Source organism: Amycolatopsis sp. NPDC051758 (assembly GCF_044453095.1).
Taxonomy (GTDB): Bacteria; Actinomycetota; Actinomycetes; order Mycobacteriales; family Pseudonocardiaceae; genus Amycolatopsis.
The window spans coordinates 274,634-291,938 of the sequence record NZ_JBITCJ010000009.1 but is presented as its reverse complement, the minus strand read 5'-3'; the positions used below and the strand labels follow the sequence as shown (position 1 = coordinate 291,938).

At 71.6% G+C, this 17,305-nt stretch carries 22 protein-coding genes; 14 read left to right on the top strand and 8 right to left on the bottom strand.

The genetic code is table 11. The features are described from left to right. The first annotated feature begins 36 nt into the window (after positions 1 to 36). Positions 37 to 1,236: an FAD-dependent monooxygenase gene (locus ACIA5G_RS37055; RefSeq protein ID WP_395931883.1), complete on the top strand. Its 1,200-nt coding sequence runs from the start codon at positions 37 to 39 to the stop codon at positions 1,234 to 1,236. Here the strand turns inward: ACIA5G_RS37055 and ACIA5G_RS37050 are convergent. Beyond that, positions 1,208 to 1,567, bottom strand: a complete 360-nt coding sequence (locus tag ACIA5G_RS37050) for a winged helix-turn-helix transcriptional regulator (protein ID WP_395931881.1) — start codon at positions 1,565 to 1,567, stop codon at positions 1,208 to 1,210. The two genes, ACIA5G_RS37055 and ACIA5G_RS37050, sit on opposite strands and share 29 nt — an antisense overlap. Positions 1,568 to 1,649: 82 nt before the next feature. Here ACIA5G_RS37050 and ACIA5G_RS37045 point away from each other — a divergent pair, with 82 nt between their 5' ends. Both ACIA5G_RS37045 and ACIA5G_RS37040 read left to right on the top strand, forming a co-directional pair. Continuing rightward, positions 1,650 to 2,507: an NAD(P)-dependent oxidoreductase gene (locus ACIA5G_RS37045; RefSeq protein ID WP_395931879.1), complete on the top strand. Its 858-nt coding sequence runs from the start codon at positions 1,650 to 1,652 to the stop codon at positions 2,505 to 2,507. After that, a complete protein-coding gene (locus tag ACIA5G_RS37040; protein WP_395931877.1) occupies positions 2,504 to 3,253 on the top strand; it encodes an SDR family oxidoreductase in 750 nt (249 codons plus the stop codon). Before ACIA5G_RS37045 ends, ACIA5G_RS37040 begins: the two co-directional genes overlap by 4 nt. Here ACIA5G_RS37040 and ACIA5G_RS37035 read toward each other — a convergent pair. Next, the gene (locus ACIA5G_RS37035; protein WP_395931875.1) at positions 3,237 to 4,013 is read right to left on the bottom strand and encodes an NAD(P)H-dependent oxidoreductase; all 777 of its coding nucleotides are present in this window, start codon (positions 4,011 to 4,013) and stop codon (positions 3,237 to 3,239) included. The two genes, ACIA5G_RS37040 and ACIA5G_RS37035, sit on opposite strands and share 17 nt — an antisense overlap. A 71-nt stretch (positions 4,014 to 4,084) precedes the next feature. Here ACIA5G_RS37035 and ACIA5G_RS37030 point away from each other — a divergent pair, with 71 nt between their 5' ends. Both ACIA5G_RS37030 and ACIA5G_RS37025 read left to right on the top strand, forming a co-directional pair. Continuing rightward, positions 4,085 to 5,083 (top strand): GlxA family transcriptional regulator, encoded by a 999-nt coding sequence (locus ACIA5G_RS37030; protein WP_395931873.1) that lies wholly within the window; start codon positions 4,085 to 4,087, stop codon positions 5,081 to 5,083. A gap of 21 nt (positions 5,084 to 5,104) precedes the next feature. Next, on the top strand, positions 5,105 to 5,971 hold the full coding sequence (locus ACIA5G_RS37025; protein ID WP_395931871.1) for a transglutaminase-like domain-containing protein: 867 nt from the start codon (positions 5,105 to 5,107) through the stop codon (positions 5,969 to 5,971). Here the strand turns inward: ACIA5G_RS37025 and ACIA5G_RS37020 are convergent. Further along, the gene (locus ACIA5G_RS37020) at positions 5,928 to 6,830 is read right to left on the bottom strand and encodes a LysR family transcriptional regulator (RefSeq protein ID WP_395931869.1); all 903 of its coding nucleotides are present in this window, start codon (positions 6,828 to 6,830) and stop codon (positions 5,928 to 5,930) included. The two genes, ACIA5G_RS37025 and ACIA5G_RS37020, sit on opposite strands and share 44 nt — an antisense overlap. Before the next feature lie 96 nt (positions 6,831 to 6,926). Between ACIA5G_RS37020 and ACIA5G_RS37015 the strand changes: the two genes are divergently transcribed. Further along, entirely contained in the window at positions 6,927 to 7,307 is a 381-nt protein-coding gene (locus tag ACIA5G_RS37015) for a nuclear transport factor 2 family protein (RefSeq protein WP_395931867.1), read from the top strand. Here the strand turns inward: ACIA5G_RS37015 and ACIA5G_RS37010 are convergent. Together ACIA5G_RS37010 and ACIA5G_RS37005 are read right to left on the bottom strand one after the other, a co-directional pair. Further along, positions 7,304 to 7,915 (bottom strand): TetR/AcrR family transcriptional regulator, encoded by a 612-nt coding sequence (locus ACIA5G_RS37010; RefSeq protein WP_395931865.1) that lies wholly within the window; start codon positions 7,913 to 7,915, stop codon positions 7,304 to 7,306. The genes ACIA5G_RS37015 and ACIA5G_RS37010 overlap by 4 nt on opposite strands. 10 nt (positions 7,916 to 7,925) lie before the next feature. After that, entirely contained in the window at positions 7,926 to 8,744 is an 819-nt protein-coding gene (locus tag ACIA5G_RS37005; protein WP_395931863.1) for a class I SAM-dependent methyltransferase, read from the bottom strand. A gap of 192 nt (positions 8,745 to 8,936) precedes the next feature. Between ACIA5G_RS37005 and ACIA5G_RS37000 the strand changes: the two genes are divergently transcribed. Continuing rightward, complete coding sequence (locus ACIA5G_RS37000) at positions 8,937 to 9,524, top strand: dihydrofolate reductase family protein (protein ID WP_395931861.1); 588 nt, start codon at positions 8,937 to 8,939, stop codon at positions 9,522 to 9,524. Continuing rightward, on the top strand, positions 9,521 to 11,053 hold the full coding sequence (locus ACIA5G_RS36995; RefSeq protein WP_395931859.1) for a carboxylesterase/lipase family protein: 1,533 nt from the start codon (positions 9,521 to 9,523) through the stop codon (positions 11,051 to 11,053). The genes ACIA5G_RS37000 and ACIA5G_RS36995 overlap by 4 nt, the downstream gene beginning before the upstream one ends. On the opposite strand, the gene ACIA5G_RS36990 is transcribed toward ACIA5G_RS36995, so the two are convergent. Then, positions 11,040 to 11,888 carry a sigma-70 family RNA polymerase sigma factor gene (locus ACIA5G_RS36990; protein WP_395931857.1) on the bottom strand — a complete coding sequence of 283 codons (849 nt, stop codon included), beginning with the start codon at positions 11,886 to 11,888 and terminating at the stop codon, positions 11,040 to 11,042. The genes ACIA5G_RS36995 and ACIA5G_RS36990 overlap by 14 nt on opposite strands. A gap of 65 nt (positions 11,889 to 11,953) precedes the next feature. Here ACIA5G_RS36990 and ACIA5G_RS36985 point away from each other — a divergent pair, with 65 nt between their 5' ends. Beyond that, positions 11,954 to 12,085, top strand: coding sequence for a hypothetical protein (locus ACIA5G_RS36985; RefSeq protein WP_395931855.1), 132 nt, complete (start codon positions 11,954 to 11,956; stop codon positions 12,083 to 12,085). Between the two features lie 107 nt (positions 12,086 to 12,192). On the opposite strand, the gene ACIA5G_RS36980 is transcribed toward ACIA5G_RS36985, so the two are convergent. Further along, a complete protein-coding gene (locus tag ACIA5G_RS36980) occupies positions 12,193 to 12,528 on the bottom strand; it encodes a VOC family protein (RefSeq protein ID WP_395931853.1) in 336 nt (111 codons plus the stop codon). Between the two features lie 105 nt (positions 12,529 to 12,633). On the opposite strand from ACIA5G_RS36980, the gene ACIA5G_RS36975 reads away from it, so the two are divergent. After that, positions 12,634 to 13,059, top strand: a complete 426-nt coding sequence (locus ACIA5G_RS36975) for a hypothetical protein (RefSeq protein ID WP_395931851.1) — start codon at positions 12,634 to 12,636, stop codon at positions 13,057 to 13,059. Positions 13,060 to 13,089: 30 nt separating this feature from the next. Then, a complete protein-coding gene (locus ACIA5G_RS36970; protein ID WP_395931849.1) occupies positions 13,090 to 13,743 on the top strand; it encodes a hypothetical protein in 654 nt (217 codons plus the stop codon). On the opposite strand, the gene ACIA5G_RS36965 is transcribed toward ACIA5G_RS36970, so the two are convergent. After that, positions 13,716 to 14,756: a C40 family peptidase gene (locus ACIA5G_RS36965; RefSeq protein ID WP_395931847.1), complete on the bottom strand. Its 1,041-nt coding sequence runs from the start codon at positions 14,754 to 14,756 to the stop codon at positions 13,716 to 13,718. The two genes, ACIA5G_RS36970 and ACIA5G_RS36965, sit on opposite strands and share 28 nt — an antisense overlap. Before the next feature lie 81 nt (positions 14,757 to 14,837). Here ACIA5G_RS36965 and ACIA5G_RS36960 point away from each other — a divergent pair, with 81 nt between their 5' ends. The 3 genes from ACIA5G_RS36960 to ACIA5G_RS36950 all read left to right on the top strand — a co-directional run bounded on the left by ACIA5G_RS36960 (position 14,838) and on the right by ACIA5G_RS36950 (position 17,243). Next, positions 14,838 to 15,635: a biotin--[acetyl-CoA-carboxylase] ligase gene (locus tag ACIA5G_RS36960; RefSeq protein ID WP_395931844.1), complete on the top strand. Its 798-nt coding sequence runs from the start codon at positions 14,838 to 14,840 to the stop codon at positions 15,633 to 15,635. A gap of 85 nt (positions 15,636 to 15,720) precedes the next feature. Continuing rightward, entirely contained in the window at positions 15,721 to 16,314 is a 594-nt protein-coding gene (locus tag ACIA5G_RS36955) for a PH domain-containing protein (protein WP_395931842.1), read from the top strand. Continuing rightward, the gene (locus ACIA5G_RS36950) at positions 16,314 to 17,243 is read left to right on the top strand and encodes a hydroxymethylglutaryl-CoA lyase (protein WP_395931840.1); all 930 of its coding nucleotides are present in this window, start codon (positions 16,314 to 16,316) and stop codon (positions 17,241 to 17,243) included. Before ACIA5G_RS36955 ends, ACIA5G_RS36950 begins: the two co-directional genes overlap by 1 nt. The last annotated feature ends 62 nt before the right edge of the window (positions 17,244 to 17,305 follow it).

Genomic DNA, 17,305 nt, shown 5'->3' with positions numbered 1-17,305 from the left:
TGCGCAATCGCCCAAATCGCGGTTATGGTTTCCGGCATGCAGAACAGACGAGTCCTCATCTCCGGCGCCAGTGTCGCCGGCCCCGCCCTGGCCTTCTGGCTCCGCCGATACGGCTTCACGCCGACCGTCGTCGAACGCGCGCCCCGGCTGCGTGACGGCGGCTACGCGGTCGACTTCCGCGGAGCGTCCCTGGACGTCCTCGACCGGATGGGCCTGCTCGGCGAGGTGCGGGCGGCCGCGACCGGCATGGGCGAGGTGACCTATGTGGACAGTGACGACCGTCCTCTGGTGGTCACACCGCCGACGTTCCAGAGCGGTGAGCTGGAGATCCTGCGTGGCGACCTCTCACGCATCCTCTACAACGCCACCGAGGACGGCGTCGAGTACGTCTTCGGTGACTCGATCACCGGCATTACCGAGCACGGCGACGGTGTCACAGTCACCTTCGAGCACGGCGAGCCGCGCGAGTTCGACCTGGTTGTCGGTGCCGACGGGCTGCACTCGAACGTCCGCTCACTCGTCTTCGGTGACGAGTCCTGGTACCGCCGCGACCTCGGTTACCACGTCTCGATCTTCACCGTGCCGAACCACCTCGGCCTCGACCACGCCGGCCGGTTCTACAACGAGCCGAACCGCACGGTCGGCGTCTACAGCGCGCGCGACAACACCGAGGCCAAGGCGTTGTTCTGGTTCGGTTCGGACTCGCTCGACTACGACCACCGCGATGTCGAGCACCAGCGGCGGATCGTCGAGGAGCGGTTCTCCGGCGTCGGCTGGGAGACGTCGACGCTGCTCAAAGCGATGCGCGAGGCGCCGGACTTCTACTTCGACTCGGCCAGCCAGATCAAGCTCGACGCGTATTCGAGCGGCCGTGTTGTGCTGGTCGGCGACGCCGCGTACTGCGCCGCACCGCTTTCGGGCATGGGGACGAGCCTCGCGATCGTCGGCGCGTACGTGCTGGCGGGTGAGCTCGCGGCCGCCGGCGGTGACCACCGGGCGGCGTTCGGCGCCTACCAGGACGAGATGCGCGGCTTTGTCGGCGCCTGCCAGAAACTGGCCGAGGGCAACGGGAAGTGGTTCGTCCCGCCGACACGCGCGTGGATCCGGCTGCGCAACCTCAACTACAAACTGCTGCCGTACCTGCCGTACCTGCCGTGGCGCAAGATGATCGAAGAGCTGCCGCTGAAGGCGGGCAACACGATCACCCTCAAGCAGTATGGGATGGCGCCGGCGTGACGCCCCGGCGTTCCGCGATGCCCGCCATGTTCTCCTCACCCCAGTCGCCCAGCGGCAGCAACGCGGTGTTCAGCCGCTGACCCAGCTCGGTCAGCGAGTACTCGACCTTCGGCGGGATCTCGTGGAACACCTCGCGGTGCACGATCTGGTCAGCCTCCAATTCCCGCAGCGCCTGGATCAGCATCTTCTCGCTGATCCCGGACACCTTCCGCTTCAGCTCGCCGAACCGCAGCGGCTCGGCGTGCAGCGCCCACAGGATCAGGGCCTTCCACCGGCCGCCGATCACGTCGATGGCCGCGTCCAGTCCGCAGCGGTACGTCCGAGGCTGCATGCAGGATCCTTACGTTTTGGTGGGTACCTGACTTATTAGTCGGTACTTGTCCAGTGTAAAGCGTGTCAGCAGCATGGAACCCATGGGAGAAAGCGCAAAACAGGTGGGTGTGCTCGGCCTGGGGCGGATGGGCGCCGCGCTCGCCGGGGCACTGCTGGGGGCGGGCCACGACGTGGTGGTGTGGAACCGGTCGCCGGTCAAGGCGGGCCCGCTGCTCGACCGGGGCGCGCGGCTCGCGGCCACGCCGGCGGAAGCGGCCTCGGCGGACGTCGTCCTCAGCTGTCTGTCCACATACGACACTCAGCGGCCGGTGCTCGAGGCGGCCGCGCTCGCCGGCCGGACGCTGGTCAACCTCACCTCCGGGACGCCGGAGCAAGCCCGTGACGTGGCGAAGTGGGCGTCCTCGCAGGGCATCAACTACGTGGACGGCGTGATCATGGCCGTGCCGCAGGGCATCGGGACGCCGAGCGCGCGGATCCTCTACGGCGGTTCCGAAACGACGTTCGCGGCGCAGCGCGACGTGCTGGAAGTGCTGGGGGAGCCGGTGTTCCTCGGTGCGGACGCCGGGCTGGCGGCGCTGTACGACCTGGCGCTGCTCGGCATCATGTGGTCGACGATGGGCGGTTTCCTGCACGCGCTCGCCCTGGTCGGGACCGAGGGTGTCACGCCGGAGAAGTTCACGCCGATGGCGCTGTCGTGGCTTTCGGCCGTCGGCGGTTTCCTGCCCGGCATCGGCACGCAGGTGGCCAGTGGCGCGTACGAGACCGACGTGTCCGCGCTGGACATCAACGCGGCCGGGCTCGGGCTGCTGGTGGAGACGAGCCGCGCGCAGGGGATCGGCACGACGGTGCCCGCCGCGCTGCAGGAGTTGTTCGACCGCGCGGTGGCAGCGGGCCACGGCGCGCACGCGATCGCGAGTGTCATCGAGGAGATCCGGTGAAGTACCTGGGGAAGAAAGCCGTGGTCACCGGCGGCACGCACGGCATGGGACTCGCGGTGGTGCAGGCCCTGCTCGACGGCGGCGCGGAGGTGCTGCTGACCGGCCGGGACGTTTCCCCGTTGCGCGGGAAGCTGCCGGGGAAGGCGCACCTGCTGTCGTCGGACGCGGCCTCGTTGGCCGACATCAACGAGCTGGGCGCGGCGGCCGCGGACACCCTCGGCGAGCTGGACCTGGTGTTCGTCAACGTCGGGTTCGCGACGCTGACGCCGTACGAAGCGGCCACGCCCGAGGTTTACGACCGCACCTTCGACGTCAACACCAAGGGTGCGTACTTCACGGCCCAGCGGCTCGCCGGGCTGGTGCGGCCCGGAGGTTCGTTCGTGTTCACGACGTCGGTGGCGGCCGGGGCCGGGATCGCCGGGATGGGGCCGTATTCCGCGGCGAAGGCGGCGGTCCGGTCGTTCGCCCGGACGTACGCGGCCGAGCTGGCGCCACGCGGGATCCGGGTCAACGTCGTCAGCCCCGGTTACACGGACACACCGACGATGGGCGTCACCGGCGTCCCCGCCGAAGTCCTGGCGTCCTTCAAGGAAACCGGCGACGAGATCACGCCGCTGAAGCGCCACGCCACCCCGGAAGAGGTGGCGGCGGCGGTGCTGTTCCTGGCCTTCGACGCGACGTTCACCACCGGCGCCGACCTCCCCGTGGACGGCGGTCTCGGGCAGCGCCTCACCCTGCCCGCGTGAGGTGGACGGCCAGTCCCGTGCCGCCGGGCGCGCGGTCCGGCAGCAGGACGAGGTCTTCGTCGTAGTCACCGCCGTTCTGGGTCCGGAACGGGATGGGCTCCTCGGTTTCGAGCGTGCTGAGCCGGGTTTGCAGTAGCTCTCGAGCCTCGGCGAAGTGCTCGTCGGACACCCGGTCGGCGCCGTGGACCGCGACCGGCGCCAGCACCGACATCCCGGCGTAGAACAGCGTCCCGTGCTGCAGGGAGAACAAGATGTCGTTCAGTTCGCCGTTCACCCCACGCGGCCCCATGGCCGGTTCGCGGGCGCCCGCGGTGAGCACCACCATCGCGCGCTTGCCCGCGAGCCGGCCCTCGCCGTAACGCAGGGTCCGGCCGTCTTCGGCACGGACGCCGTAACCGAAGCCCTTCACAAAAACGCGGTCGAACCAGCCCTTGAGGATCGCCGGCAAGCCGTACCACCACAACGGAAACTGCACGACGACGGCGTCCGCCCAGTCGAGCTTTTCCTGCTCGGCCACGATGTCCGGGCTCAGCTCACCCCGGGCGTGCGCCCGGGCCGACGTCGCCCCGACGACCAGGCGCTCGTCCCCGGCCTCGGCGCCGAAGTCGGCGGCGTCGACCACCGGGTTCCACTTCATCGCGTACAGGTCGGACTCCCGGACATCGTGCCCGAGCTCGCGGAGCGTCCGGAGCCCGTCGTCACGGAGGGCCCCGCTCAGCGAGCGGGGCTCGGGATGCGCGAATACCCACAAAACGTTCATGACCTCGATGGTCACCCGGTTCCGGAGGCTGATCGAGTGGCCTGATAGCCAACCTGTGCAAGAATCGAGCCATGGCCGAATTTGTGCACCCTTCGCGTCACCACGTGGCCGTGCTGGTCAGGCACGGGTTGCTCGTGATGGAGCTCGGCATCGTCCACCGCCTGTTCGGACAGGCGCGGTCGGCGTCGGGCGAGCCGCTGTACGAGGTCGTGACCTGCACCCTCGAACCGGGACCGGTGCGCACCGACGCCGACTTCACCATCCCGATCGACCGCGGCCCCGAAGTGCTGGCCGAGGCCGACACGGTGATCGTTCCGGCGTCCCGCGCCGAGTACGAGCCGACGGCCCATGTGCTCACACCGCCGCTGGCCGCGGCCCTGCAGCGGATCCCGGCGGACGCCCGGATCGCGTCGATCTGCACCGGCGCGTTTGTGCTCGCCGCGGCCGGCCTGCTCGACGGCCGCCGCGCGACCACCCACTGGCGCTCCGCCGACGAGCTCCAGGAGCGGTTCCCCGAGGTCGAGGTCGACCCGTGTGTCCTCTACACCGACGAGGACAACGTGCTCACCTCCGCGGGGGTCGCCTCGGGGATCGACCTGGTGCTGCACATGATCCGCCACGACCACGGTGTGGCCGTCGCCAACGAGGTCGCCCGCGGCACGGTGGTGTCCCCGCACCGCGAAGGCGGCCAGGCCCAGTTCGTCCGCCGGCCGGTGCCCGAGCCCCGCACGTCGTCCACCAAGGCGGCACGCGCCTGGGCGCTCGAGAACCTGCACCGGCCGCTCACGCTGCGCGAGCTCGCCGCCCGCGAGGCGATGAGCACCCGCACCTTCACCCGCCGCTTCCGCGAAGAAGTCGGCATCTCGGCGCTGCAATGGCTGACGCAGCAACGGGTCGAGCGCGCCCGCCAGCTCCTCGAGGAGTCGGACCTGCCGGTCGACCGCGTCGCCACCGAAGCCGGGTTCGGCACGGCGGCGTCGCTGCGCCAGCACTTCCAGGCGGCGCTCGCGGTGTCGCCGAGCGCGTACCGCTCGACGTTCCGCGGCGAACTGGCAACGCAGGCCGGCTGAATCCCGCTAGCGTGGACGGCCATGGACGACTTCTACGTCAGCCACAGCCGCTTCACCGACCCGGGCGCGCTGTCGTCGTGGCTCGACACCACCCCGCGCGACGTCGCGGCCCTGCGGCTCGCGGCGTCCGGCCTGGTGTTCCACTACTGGGCCCAGGGGGACATCACCGAGCACGGCTTCCCGGCCGCACGCCGCGAAGAGATCAACCTGCGCTACGCCTCGGACATGTTCGCGCGCTTGCGTGAACTCGACCCTGCGCCGCCCGGCGGGCCACGTCCGAAGGTGCAGCGGATCGTCGGCTGCTGCCGCGACTTCACCCTCCTCTTCGTGTCGATGGCGCGTCACCACGGTTTCCCGGCCCGCGCCCGTGTCGGGTTTGCGAACTACCTGGTGCCGGGCTGGTACCTCGACCACGTGGTCGCCGAGGTCCACAACGGTGTGGAGTGGCACCTGGTCGAACCCCAGTTCCCGGTCGGCTTCGGCGAATTCGACCTCCTCGACGTGCCTCGTGATCGGTTCCTGGTCGGCGCCGACGCGTGGACGGCCGCCCGTTCCGGCGACGTCGACCCGGCCCGGCTGGTCGTCTCCCCGGACCTGGACGTGCCTTTCCTGCGTGGCCTCCCGTACGCGTGGCACAACCTCGTGCTCGACCTCGCCGCGCTGAACAAGCACGAGATGATCCAGTGGGACCTCTGGGGCGCGCTCACCGACGACGCCTCACTCACCCCGGCCACCCTCGCCCGCGCCGACGAGCTGGCCGAGCTGATGGCCGACGCCGACGTCGAGCAGTTGCGAGTGGCCTTCGAGGCCGACGACGTCCGTGTGCCGCCGGTGATCCGCTCGGTCACCCCGCCGGAACAGCTCCCCGTCGAGGTAGTGCTTCGCTGACCTCGACGGCGGTCCGCACGAACCGCGCGATCCGCAGATCCTGCGCCCCGGCCACCCAGGCGAGGGCGACCGAGTACGGCGTCGCGTCCACCACCGGCCGGTAGACGACGTCGTCGCGCGAACGCCATTCGGCGATCGACGCCGGCAGCAACGCGATCGCCTGCCCGAGAGCCACCGTCTCCAGCAGCTGCGCGCTGTCGCGCACCTCCGGACCCGGCGTGACCGCGCCGCCGGTCACGTCCTGCCCCGACCAGTACGCCCGGTCCGCGGCGGACGAGTCCGGCCAGAACGGTGTCGCCCGCCCGGCGAAGTCCGCGCAGGCCAGCGCGGCCCGCCTGGCCAGCTCGTGGCCCGCCGGGAGTGCGGCGACCCGCCGCTCGGTGAAGAGCACTTCGACGTCCAGGCCGTCGTTGTTGCCCGGGCAGCCGAGCAACGCCACGTCGGCCCGCCCGTCGCGCAGCATCTCCGCCTGCTCGCCGAACCCGCTGATCCGGATCTCGACCGGGTCCGGGTGCCGATCGGCGATCCGCCGCAACAGGTCGGTGGCCACCCCGCCGGGCTTCGCGGTGACCACGAGCGGTGGCACCTCCTGCCCCGCCCGGCGAGTGCGCCGGACCGCCGCGGTGACGGCGTCGAGTGCCTTCCCCGACTCCGCGAACAGGACGTTCCCGGCCGGCGTCAGGGAGACGTGCCGGCTGGTGCGTTCGAAGAGCTGGACGCCGAGCCGCCGCTCCAGCACCCGGATCGCGCGGGACAGCGGTGGCTGCGCCATCCCGAGCCGCACGGCGGCGCGGGAGAAGTTCAGCTCTTCGGCAACCGCGCGGAAGTACCGCAGTTCACGGACCTCGACATCGTCCATACCGCCACAGTATCGCGGCAGAGTCCATCGGTCTTTCCCTTTCTGTGTCGCGAATGGTGGGCTTGGTGTCGAGAACTCCACAAAGGATGGACAGTGATGACGGAACAGCAGAACAAGGAAGTCGTCCTCGGCTTCCTCCGCCGGGCTTTCGGCGAGAAGCGCCCGGCCGACGCCTTCGCCGAGTACGTCGGCGAAGACTACGTCCAGCACAACCCCCACGCCCCGGCTCGCGCCGGCGCCTCGGCGGAGTACCTGGCAGGGTTCGTGGCCCGGTTCCCGGAGCTCAGCCTGGACGTGCGCCGGGTTGTCGCCGAAGGCGATCTCGTGTGCACGCACAGCCTGATGCGCCTGACGCCCGGCTCACGGGGGAGTGCGATCGCGGACGTGATGCGCGTGCGGGACGGGCGGATCGTCGAGCACTGGGACGTGGTCCAGGAGATCCCGGAGGCCACGGCCAGCGGCAACCCGATGGTCTAGGGCGCGATCCCGTGGAGCACGGCCTCGACGACCGATTCCGGTGTCGGCGGGTCGAGTGGTGCGGTGTGCGGGAAGACCGCCGTCATCACCGAGGCGTGGCAGAAGCCGACCAGCAGGGCTGCCGCAGCGTCCACTTCGGACTCCGGACGCAGCCGGCCGAGTGTGCGCTCCTGCTCGAGGTAGGCCACCAGCCGATCACGCCAGTAGCCGGACCGCTCGCTGATCTCGGCGAACCGCTCCAGCACCCTCGGCTGGCCGACCAGGCCGCTGAACGCCGGCACGATCACCTTGTGCAGGGCGAGGCCGAATTCCAGGTGGCGGCGGAGGTTGCCGGCCAAGGTGCCTTCGCCCGCCACCGGCAGCTCGCCCAGCTCCGCCTCCGTCGCGCGCACGTGCTCCAGCAAGGCCCGGGCCACCAGCTCCTCCTTGTCGGAGAAGTGGTTGTAGAGCACGCCGTCGGCGACGCCCGCCAGGCGCGCGATCTCCCGCACGGTCATGCCGGTCGTGCCGTGCGTGGCGATCATCTTCTGGGCGGTCTCGACCAGCAGGTCGTGCAGGGACTGCCCGTCCCGCTGGGCCGCGGCTTTCCTCGGTGACATCACCGCCATCGTAGGCCCGCTAAGACCTCCTTCCCGTGACCAGCCACGCCGCGCCGCGCAGCCGGACCGCGTCCGGGCCCGCGAACGGCTCCAGCGCCCCTGCGAGCGCTTCGGTCGCCTGGGCCGCCGTAGCGCCGTCGACCAGACCCAGGTGGTGGCGGACCGGGCCCCAGCCGGCGATGAACCGGGTCGCGTCGGGGACGTCGCGACCCCAGACTTGGTCGGCCTCGACGTGGGTGCACACGACGTCCTCGAAGCCGGCTTCGGTCAGCACCGCCGTCGTCCGGTCCGGATCCGCGAACGACGTCGGGCCGCTGCCGTCCGGGCCCGTCGGCTGCGGCAGGTACGCCGCCATCGCCCCGAACAGCCGGCCGAGGTCCGTGCCCGCCAGCGCGGTCAGGCACAGGAACGCGAGCCGCCCGCCGGGGCTCAGCGCCCGCCGGACGTTGGTGAACGCGGCCACCGGGTCGGCGAAGAACATCACCCCGAACCGGCTGACCGCCAGGTCGAACCCGCCTTCGTCAAACGGGTGGACCTGGACGTCACCCTGCTCGAACGTCACGTTCGGCACCTCCGCCGCCCGCTCTCGCGCGGTCGTGAGCATCGGCCCGGAAAGGTCGACGCCGGTCGCGGACCGCGCCCGCGCGGCGGCCAGCCGGGTCAGCTGACCGTTGCCGCAGCCGATGTCGAGCACCCGATCCTGCGCGTCCACTCGGTCGAGCAGGTAACCGTTGAAGCCGCTGTTCACCGCGTCATAGCGATCGGCGTGTGTCGCCCAGTGCTCGCCTTCATAGCCGGTCCACGCCTCCGCCTGTGCGGTGTTGACGATCCCGGTCATCCCCATCTCCTCCGTTATGAACACTCGTTCATGAACATGTGTTCATCGTCCCGGCGGCGAGACGGGCTGTCAAGGCATCGGCCACCCCGTCACCGGATGTCGGCCAGGTGGCAGATCTTCCGGGAACGCCGTCGCGGAAGACTTCTCATCAGCGAGGCAAACCGCCTCCGACCAGCACAAAGGAGCAGCACAATGGCCGACGTCATCGCCAACATGTCCATGTCCCTCGACGGCTTCGTCGCCGACCCGGAAGACCGCATCGATCACCTGTTCGAGTGGTTCGGCAACGGTGACGTCGAGACCCCGACCGCCGTCGAGTGGGCCACCTTCAAGACCTCCGAAGCCAGCGCGAAGATGCTTCGGACCGCTCTCGAGAACGTCGGCGCGCTGATCACCGGGCGCCGTCTCTTCAACCTCACCCAGGGCTGGGGTGGCACGCACCCGATGGGTGTGCCGGTCGTCGTTGTCACCCACGAGGCGCCCGCGGACTGGCCGCACCCGGACGCGCCGTTCACCTTCGTCACCGACGGCCTCGAAAACGCCGTGGAGCAGGCCAAGAAGCTCGCCGGGGACAAGATCGTCGCGGTCGCCAGCACCACGATCGCCCAGCAGTGCCTGAACCTAGGCCTGCTCGACGGCGTCCAGGTCGACCTCGTCCCGGTGCTGCTCGGCTCCGGCGTCCGGTTCTTCGATCACCTCGACACGACGACGAAGCTGACCGGCCCGGAGGTCGTCGAGGGTGACGGCGTGACGCACCTGTCCTACCGGATCAAGCGGTGAAGGCCGGGCTGCTCACCTTGCTCGTCGCCGCCGGGCTGCTGGGGGCGCCGGCCACCGCGTCGGCCGCGGGGCCGGTCGTGCGGACCGACGCGGGGCCGGTCCGGGGGACGGCGGAAGCGGGTTACCGGACCTTCCAGGGTGTCCCGTTCGCGGCGCCGCCGGTCGGCCCGCGGCGGTGGCGGCCGCCGGCCGCGGTGCAGCCGTGGACGGCACCACGAGACGCGACGAAGCCGGGCATCCGATGTGCGCAGACCGCCGGCGCCGGAAAGCCGAGCGAGCTGGAGGACTGTCTCTACCTCACCGTCACCGCGCCGGACGCGCCGTCGCGGCGGCCGCGGCCCGTGCTGGTCTGGCTGCACGGCGGCGGCAACACCTACGGCACCGCGAGCGACTTCGACACCCACCGGCTCGCCGTCGGCGGCGATGTTGTGGTCGTCTCCCCGAACTACCGGCTCTCGCTCTTCAGCAACTTCGGGCACCCGGCACTCGCCGGGGCCGGCGACTTCGGCCTGCTCGACCAGCAGGCCGCGCTTCGCTGGGTCAAGCGCAACGCAGCCGCGTTCGGCGGCGACCCGGGCAACGTCACGCTGATCGGCGAGTCCGGCGGCGCCTTCGACGTCTGCGGTCAGCTGACCTCGCCGTCGGCGCAAGGGCTGTTCCAGCGGGCGATCCTGCACAGCGGCTCGTGCTCGACGTCGTGGCCGGCGAACGGCATGACCGACACCCTGGCCGCGCCGCTCGCGCCGTGGCGTTCGAAGGCGGAAGCCGACACGAGCGGGGTGGCGCTGGCGGCCGCGCACGGCTGCACCGACCCCGCGACCGCCGTGGACTGCCTGCGCCGGGTCCCGGCCGCGGACCTGCTCGCCGGCGTCCCGGTCAACGTCCCGATCACGCCGCTTGCGTACGGCACGCCGACGTTGCCCCAGCGTCCGGACCGCGCACTGGCCGACGGGAACTTCCACCGCGTGCCGGTGCTCACCGGCACCACGCACGACGAAGCGCGGCTGACCACCGGGTTCATCGGACGTGCGTTCGGCCCGGCGGAGTACCACGAACAGCTCGTCACCAGCTACGGCACACGAGCTGCCGCCATCGAAGCCCGCTATCCGGTTTCTGCTTACCCGTCGGCAAAACTGGCGTGGTCCGCGGTGCTGACCGACAGCTCCTGGACGTGCCCGCAGCTCGCCGACGCCGCCTCGATGGCGCGGCGGACGCCGGTGCACGCCTTCGAGTTCGCCGACCCGCAGGCCCCGCCGGGGTACTTCCCGTTCCCGGCCGACTTCCCGCCCGGCGCGTTCCACTCCTCCGACATGGCCTACCTCTTCGACGTGGCGGACTTCCCGGTGTCGTTCACCCCGGCGCAGCAACGCTTGGCGGACACGATGATCCGCTCGTGGGCGGCGTTCGCCCGCAGCGGGCAGGCGGCCTGGCCGCGGGTGCCCGCCGCGATGGTGGTGAAGCCGGACGCGTCCGAAGTGGCCGAGCCGGCCCGCGAACACCAGTGCGGGTTCTGGCTCAGAGGAGCGTGATCCGCAGGGCGGCGAGGCGGGCGGGGTCGGCGATCACGTCGTAGGCGGCGACCCGCTCGCCGTCGACCGTCACCGCGAGGGCCAGCAGCAGCCGGCCGCGCGGGGCCACGACCACACCGACCGCGCCGTCCACCAACGCCGGTTCGGCGAACTGGGCCCGCTTCCCGAACACCTGCGTCTCCTCCGCCACGGCCCGGGCGCCGCGCGCTTCGAGGGCCGCGCCCACCGGGAGCGCCGCCGGGTCGGCGCGGCGCACGACGTCCGGGGCGAGGACGTCGAGCAGCTCGCCGAGGTCGCCACCGCGGGCCGCGGCCAGGAAGGCGTCCACCACCCGGCGGTGCCGCGCCAGGTCGGCCGGGGGCAGCGGGGACGTGCCCCGCACCCGCTGCCGGGCGCGGCTCGCGAGCTTCTTCGCCGCCACCGGGGTCCGGTCCAGCACCGGGGCGATCCGGTCGAACGGCACCGCGAACAGGTCGTGCAGCACAAACGCGACCCGCTCGGCCGGGCCCAGCGCGGCCAGCACAACGAGCAGCGCGCGGCCGACCGAGTCCGCCAGCTCGACCTCGCCGGCCGGATCGGCGTCGGCCACCGGCTCCGGCAGGACCTCGAACGGATCTTCGCGGCGCGCCTTCCGCGAGCGCAGCACGTCGAGGCAGACGCGGGAGACGACCGTGGTCAGCCACGCCGCCAGGTTGCCGACGGAGTCCACCCGGTTCAGCCGCAGCCAAGCCTCCTGGACGGCGTCGTCCGCCTCGGCCGCCGAGCCGAGCATCCGGTAGGCCAGCCCTCGCAACCGGCCGCGTTCGGCTTCGAACTCCGCCGCCAGGTTGTCCATCGGTCACCTTTCGCTCGCCACCACCGTCGCCCTCATGACGAATCCCCGCGACCGGAGGTGACCGGATGAGCTTGCTGACCCCTGCCGACCTGGGTGGCTGGCGCCTGCCCAACCGCCTGGTGGTGGCGCCGGTCCTGACTCCGGGCCGGACTTCGCCGCTTTCGCGCGCTACCGGCGGTTGTTCGACGGGCCGCTGATCGTCAACAACGGCTTCGGCCGCGACTCGGGCAACGCCGGGATCGCCGACGCTGTTTCGTATGCCCGGCACTTCATCGCGAACCCGGACGTCGAGCAGGCGTCTTGGTCACTCCGGGCACCACACCGCCAGTTCGCTCCCACCGGGTTCGCGGAAGTGGAAGCGCCGCCCGCCGGGGAAGGCGAACGGTTCGGTCGTCACCACGCCGCCGGCCGCCTCGACCGCGGTGCGGGCTTCGGCCAGGTCGTCCGTGCGGATGGTGACGAGGGGCGCGCGGGTCTGCTGGGCCTGGTCCGCCTGGAACCCGAAGGTGGGTCCCGTGGCGCGGACGTCGGTGTAGTCCGGGCCGTAGGGCGTCACCGCCCAGCCGAACGCGCGCTCGAAGAACTCGCCGGACGCTGCCGCCGACGTAGAGGGGAACTCGACGAAGTCCACTTCGTACATGCCGCCGACGCTAGCGGCGACCACCGACAAAATCGGCCGGATGGCCATTCGTCCGCGGCCGGACGACCGATGTGGGGGACGACTCCGGCCGCTTGACTCGGCTCCATGAACACAAAGGTGATCGGAGTGGTCGCGCTCGCGCTGACGCTGTCGGGGTGCGGGCTCAAGGACGGCATCGAGGAGAACGGGAACGGGCACGTCAAGAACGCCGCGTTCACGACCGGCGCGGAAGGCAAGAAGGACGCCGACACGCGGCTTCCGAGCTGGGTGCCGGACGAGGCGAAGTCGGTCACCGAAGCCATCCGGACCACCGGCTCGGAGCGGATCCTGCGGTTCACGACCGCCGACGTGCCGGCCACGTGCACCCCGGCCGCGGCGGCGAAGACGGCGGCGACGCTGACCGCGAGCTGGTGGCCGGGTGGCACCGAAGGCCGGACCGATCGTGTCTGCGGTGACGGCTGGCACGTCCTCAAGGCGAGCGACGCGGTGTACGCCTTCAAACCCGAGACGCTCGACCAGACCCGCGCGTAGTTACCCTGGGCGCCTTCCGAAGGAGGACCCATGGATCTCGACGACCCGGTCGTGCGGCTCTGCGCCGAGGGCATGCAGGCCGAAGCCGCGGGCCGGAGCGACGAGGCGCACGCCCTGTTCCGGCAGGCGTGGGACGCGGCGACCGACGACTACGGCGCCTGCGTCGCGGCGCACTACCTCGCCCGGCACCAGAAGACTCCCGAGGACGTGCTGCGCTGGAACCAGGAGTGCCTGGAGCGGGCGGACCGCGTCGGCGACGAGCGGGTCCGCGGCTTCTACCCCTCGCTGCACCTGAACCTGGCCCGCGCCCACGACGAGCTCGGTGACGGCACGCGCGCCCGCGAGCACTACCGGCACGCGGCCGACCGGCTCGAGGATGCGCCGGCCGGGCCGTACCGGGACGGGATGCGGTTCACCGTCGCCGCCGCGCTGGGCACCGGCGGCTCCGGGAGTGACGCGCTGGCGGAACTCTTGGGCAAGCTGTGCGAGCGCAAGGACTTCCGTGCGCTCGGCCTGCTCTTGCCGCCTTACCTCGGCGACCTGGGCACTGCCGAGGACCGGACAGCGCTGCTGACCGCCGTGCAGATGGTGCGCCTGAGCGCGTCACTGCCCGAGGACGAAGCCGCGCTGCTGGACCGCGCGATGGGGGAGCCGGCTCAGGCGGGGCGGCCCGCACCGGCGTAGTCGTCGCCCTTGGAGTGGTACGTGTGGATCTGGATCGCCTGGCCCTCGGTCGGCGCGTTGATCATCAGCCCGTTGCCGAGGTACAGGCCGACGTGGTGGATGCGCGTCGACGGGCTGCCGTAGAACACCAGGTCGCCCAGGCGCGGCTCCTGCGAAGCCGGCACCGGGGGGAGCGCGCGGAACTGGCTGTCGGCCGTCCGCGGCAGGGCGACGCCCGCGCTGTCGTACGACGCCTTCGTCAGGCCGGAGCAGTCGAAACCGGCCGCGCCCGCGTCGGGGCCGTTGCCGCCCCAGACGTACGGGAGGCCGAGCTGGCCGAGCGCGAAGCGGGTCGCGCGGACCCGCGGTGAGCCGGCCGACGCCGGGTCCAGCGAGAGCGTTGCGTAGAGCTGAGCCGTGCCGAGCACCCGCTGGCGGAACAACTCCGTCTCGCCGCCCGGGTGGTACGCCGCGATCGCCTTCCACCAGCCGGGGCCGGCGCCGAGGTCGGTGCCGCCCGCGCAGAGCGCCCGGCCGGCCGCGACCGGCGCGTCGGCGCCGTACTTCTTGGTCTGCGCCGCCGTCAGCCCAAGTAGGTTCTCGCCGCCGCGGCCGTGGTCGGACGCCGCCGAGCCGACGCCGGCGAGCGTGACCCACGAGAGGTGGCACGACGGCTGTTCGCTGCGCAGCGCCAGCTCGCCGTTCGCGTAGCCGACCAGCGCGTCCGACGGGATGTCCAGGGGCCCGGAAAGCTGGTCCGCCCACTGCTGCAGCGGGCTCTTGCCGCCCGCGCCGGACGCGCCCTGGCCCGGCTCCTGCGCCTTCACCGGTGCGCTGACCTCGAGGACCGACGGGCCCGAAGCCGCGCCGTCGGCCACCGGCAGCGGGACCGGCGCGGGCGCGGGTTCCGGCGACCGGTCGGCCAGCAGCCAGCCCGCGGTCACGAGACCCGCGACGAGCGGCAGCGCGACGAGGCCGCGCAGGGCCGCCCCACGGGCCCAGGAGGACGGCTTGGGCGCAGGCTCGGTCGTCACGGTGTCCAATTTAGAAGAGCGCACCTGTATGTGAACGAGTGAACGCCTTGCACGTTAGGGGGACTCCCATATGGTGGGCACATGCCTGAGATCGACGCCGCCCGGCTGACCGCGGCGCTCCAAGATCGGTACGCACGGGTCGACGTCGTCGAGCGCACCGGGTCCACCAACGCTGACCTGCGAAAAGCCGTCGAAGACGGGGCTGCGGACCGGACCGTGCTGCTGGCCGAGGAGCAGACCGCGGGGGTCGGCCGGCGCGCGAGGCCGTGGAGCTCGCCGAAGGGCGCCGGGCTGTACCTCAGTGTGGCGCTCCGGCCGGGTGTCCCGTTCTCGGCGCTCGGCTCGCTGTCCGTCGTCGCCGGGCTCGCCGTCCGCGCGGCGGCCGCCGGCGTCGGGGTCGAAGCCTCGCTGAAGTGGCCCAACGACGTCCTCGTCGACGGCGCCAAGTGCGCCGGGATCCTCGCCGAAGCCGTCGCGGGGGCCGAGCCGTCGATCGTGCTCGGCATCGGGCTCAACGTCCTGCCGCTCGGCGACGTCACGCCCGGGCCGGGTGGGCTGCCCGCGACGTCGCTGGCCGAGCAGGGCGCCACCACCACCGACCGCACCGACGTCGCCGTCGCGCTGCTCACCGAGTTCGACGAGCTGGAGCGCCGCTGGCGCCTGGCGGGCGGCGACCTCACCGAAGCCGGCCTGCTCGGCGACTACCGCGCCCACTGCGCGACCCTCGGCCAGGACGTCGAGGTGCAGCTGCCGGACGGCACGTCGCTCATCGGCCGCGCGGCCGACATCGACCCCGCCGGGCAGCTGCAGGTCGACATGGCGGGCGGCCAGCGGCACACCGTCTTCGCGGGTGACGTGGTGCACGTGCGCCCGGCCTGATTGTTTGGGGCGTTGCACGCACCGGCCGAGCGTCTCGCCGGTACGGTGAAGCGACACCGCCGCACCGACCTTGGGAGCGTCCGCCGTGGCTTATCCGGACGAGTTGCTCAGCGAGCAAGAGCACGTCGTGGTGCACAGTCACCCGCACTTCAAGATCTTGATCTTGCCGACGCTCGCGTTGCTGGTCACCCTGGGTGCGGGCACCTGGCTCGCGATCCTCGCGAAGGACGCCGGTTCGCCGTGGGACTCGGTCGGGCTGATCGCGATCGGCGTGGTGGCGCTGGTGCTCGTCGTGTGGCTGTTCCTGGCGCCGTTCGTGCGCTGGCGGACCACCCACTTCATCGTGACCACCGACCGCCTCATCGTCCGCGAGGGTGTGCTGAAGCGCACCGGCATCGACATCCCGATGGGCCGGATCAACAGCGTCCAGTTCGAGCACGGCCTGCTCGACCGGGTCTTCGGCTGCGGCTCGCTGATCATCGAGTCGGCGTCGGACGAGCCGCTGCGGTTCGAGGACATCCCGCACGTCGAAAAGGTCCACACGGTGATCTACCGCGAGGTCAACGACAACCCGTACGACGACTACCGGCCGGGCGCCCCGCAGGCGCAGCAGCCCCAGCGGACCGAGCCGCTGCCGCCCCAGAGCGGGCACCCGCCACGCGGCGATCGACGGCGCTGATGGGCACGCGCGAACTCGGCCTGCCGGAGCGGGTCCCCTCGGCGGGTGAGCTGCCGGAGCGGGTGACGATCTGGGAGGTCGGCCCGCGGGACGGGCTGCAGAACGAAAAGACGATCGTCCCGGTCGAGGTCAAGCTCGAGTTCCTCGACCGGCTCGCGGGCGCCGGGCTGACCACGCTGGAGGCGACCAGTTTTGTGCACCCCAGGTGGGTGCCGCAGCTGGCCGACGCCGAGCAGCTGCTGGCGCGGCTCGACCGCCGCGACGGTGTCCGGTACCCGGTGCTGGTGCCGAACGAGAAGGGCCTGAACCGCGCCCTCGACGCGGGTGTCGAGCACATCGCGATCTTCGCCAGCGCGACGGAGACGTTCGCGCAGAAGAACCTCAACTCCTCGCTGGACGACCAGTTCGCGATGTTCGAGCCGGTCGTCACGCGGGCCCGGGAAGCCGGCCTGGACGTGCGCGGGTACCTCTCGATGTGCTTCGGCGACCCGTGGGAAGGCGTGGTGCCGGCGAAGCAGGTCGCCGACGCCGGCCGCCGGCTGCTGGACATGGGGTGCTCGCAGCTTTCGCTGGGCGACACCATCGGCGTCGCGACCGCCGGGCAGGTCGAAGCGCTGATCGGGCTGTTCGGCGATGTCGGTACTTTGGCCGTGCACTTCCACGACACCTACGGTCAGGCTCTCGCCAACACGCTGGCGGCGCTCCGATGTGGAGTGTCGACTGTGGACTCTTCGGCGGGCGGGCTGGGCGGCTGCCCGTACGCCGAGTCGGCGACGGGGAACCTGGCCACCGAAGACCTGGTGTGGATGCTGGACGGGCTCGGCGTTGCCCACGGCGCCGACCTGGACGCGCTGGTGGCGGCCAGCGCGTGGATGGCGGGACAGCTCGGCCGCCCGAGCCCGTCCCGCGTGGTCGCCGCGTTGAGCTGACCTCGATGCGCCCGCACGTGCCGGGTGCGGTATCAAGGGGGACCGGCAGCGCCGCGGCCGCG

Bases quoted from the DNA above. Each gene is read 5' to 3' on its own strand.
- ACIA5G_RS37025 (WP_395931871.1), top strand. From the start codon at position 5,105: ATGGACGACTTCTACGTCAGCCACAGCCGCTTCACCGACCCGGGCGCG.
- ACIA5G_RS36960 (WP_395931844.1), top strand. From the start codon at position 14,838: ATGCCTGAGATCGACGCCGCCCGGCTGACCGCGGCGCTCCAAGATCGG.
- ACIA5G_RS37005 (WP_395931863.1), bottom strand. From the start codon at position 8,744: ATGACCGGGATCGTCAACACCGCACAGGCGGAGGCGTGGACCGGCTAT.
- ACIA5G_RS36985 (WP_395931855.1), top strand. From the start codon at position 11,954: ATGAGCTTGCTGACCCCTGCCGACCTGGGTGGCTGGCGCCTGCCCAAC.
- ACIA5G_RS37000 (WP_395931861.1), top strand. From the start codon at position 8,937: ATGGCCGACGTCATCGCCAACATGTCCATGTCCCTCGACGGCTTCGTC.
- ACIA5G_RS37035 (WP_395931875.1), bottom strand. From the start codon at position 4,013: ATGAACGTTTTGTGGGTATTCGCGCATCCCGAGCCCCGCTCGCTGAGC.
- ACIA5G_RS36975 (WP_395931851.1), top strand. From the start codon at position 12,634: ATGAACACAAAGGTGATCGGAGTGGTCGCGCTCGCGCTGACGCTGTCG.
- ACIA5G_RS37015 (WP_395931867.1), top strand. From the start codon at position 6,927: ATGACGGAACAGCAGAACAAGGAAGTCGTCCTCGGCTTCCTCCGCCGG.
- ACIA5G_RS37045 (WP_395931879.1), top strand. From the start codon at position 1,650: ATGGGAGAAAGCGCAAAACAGGTGGGTGTGCTCGGCCTGGGGCGGATG.
- ACIA5G_RS37010 (WP_395931865.1), bottom strand. From the start codon at position 7,915: ATGGCGGTGATGTCACCGAGGAAAGCCGCGGCCCAGCGGGACGGGCAG.
- ACIA5G_RS36990 (WP_395931857.1), bottom strand. From the start codon at position 11,888: ATGGACAACCTGGCGGCGGAGTTCGAAGCCGAACGCGGCCGGTTGCGA.
- ACIA5G_RS36950 (WP_395931840.1), top strand. From the start codon at position 16,314: ATGGGCACGCGCGAACTCGGCCTGCCGGAGCGGGTCCCCTCGGCGGGT.
- ACIA5G_RS37020 (WP_395931869.1), bottom strand. From the start codon at position 6,830: ATGGACGATGTCGAGGTCCGTGAACTGCGGTACTTCCGCGCGGTTGCC.
- ACIA5G_RS37050 (WP_395931881.1), bottom strand. From the start codon at position 1,567: ATGCAGCCTCGGACGTACCGCTGCGGACTGGACGCGGCCATCGACGTG.
- ACIA5G_RS36970 (WP_395931849.1), top strand. From the start codon at position 13,090: ATGGATCTCGACGACCCGGTCGTGCGGCTCTGCGCCGAGGGCATGCAG.
- ACIA5G_RS37055 (WP_395931883.1), top strand. From the start codon at position 37: ATGCAGAACAGACGAGTCCTCATCTCCGGCGCCAGTGTCGCCGGCCCC.
- ACIA5G_RS37030 (WP_395931873.1), top strand. From the start codon at position 4,085: ATGGCCGAATTTGTGCACCCTTCGCGTCACCACGTGGCCGTGCTGGTC.
- ACIA5G_RS36980 (WP_395931853.1), bottom strand. From the start codon at position 12,528: ATGTACGAAGTGGACTTCGTCGAGTTCCCCTCTACGTCGGCGGCAGCG.